This window comes from Polaromonas sp. P1_G2, assembly GCF_056405515.1.
This window is the reverse complement of sequence record NZ_JBFUBY010001410.1, coordinates 1-407: the sequence shown is the minus strand read 5'-3', so window position 1 is coordinate 407 and position 407 is coordinate 1. Positions and strand designations below refer to the sequence as shown.

General features: G+C 60.0%; 1 protein-coding gene. It reads right to left on the bottom strand.

Annotated features, from left to right (window positions below; translation table 11 throughout):
• On the bottom strand, positions 1-407 hold a 407-nt coding region (locus tag AC1D0P_RS30815), incomplete at both ends, for a hypothetical protein (RefSeq protein ID WP_477680203.1).

The following is a 407-nucleotide window of genomic DNA, read 5'->3' as shown; positions in this document are numbered from 1 at the left end:
GTGGCACCCTGGATGGATAGCGGCCGGCTGACGAAGACAAAATTCCTGGCGGCGAACAGCAGTTTGATGCCGAAATCATAGTCGACGGTTGGATGCTCGAATGTCCGTCCACCACTAAACCGCCGGACCAGCTCGATCGTCTGCCGCGAGACTGCGCCATGGTAGATGGTGAAGGGCATGGCGGGGACAAAGCTTGCCCCCTCCCAGCGGAACATGCGTTTCACCAAAGCCGACCGATTGACGTGCCTGACGTCATTGCCGAGCGAAATGGAGAGATTGCCAGGGAATGGGCGATAGCTCGGCCACTTGAAGCCCGGCTTGTTCCAGGCGACCGCCTCGGTTCCCGGCGCATGGCGGATGATGCCGGCAATGATATCGGCGATAGCGGGATCGACATAGTCGTCGTC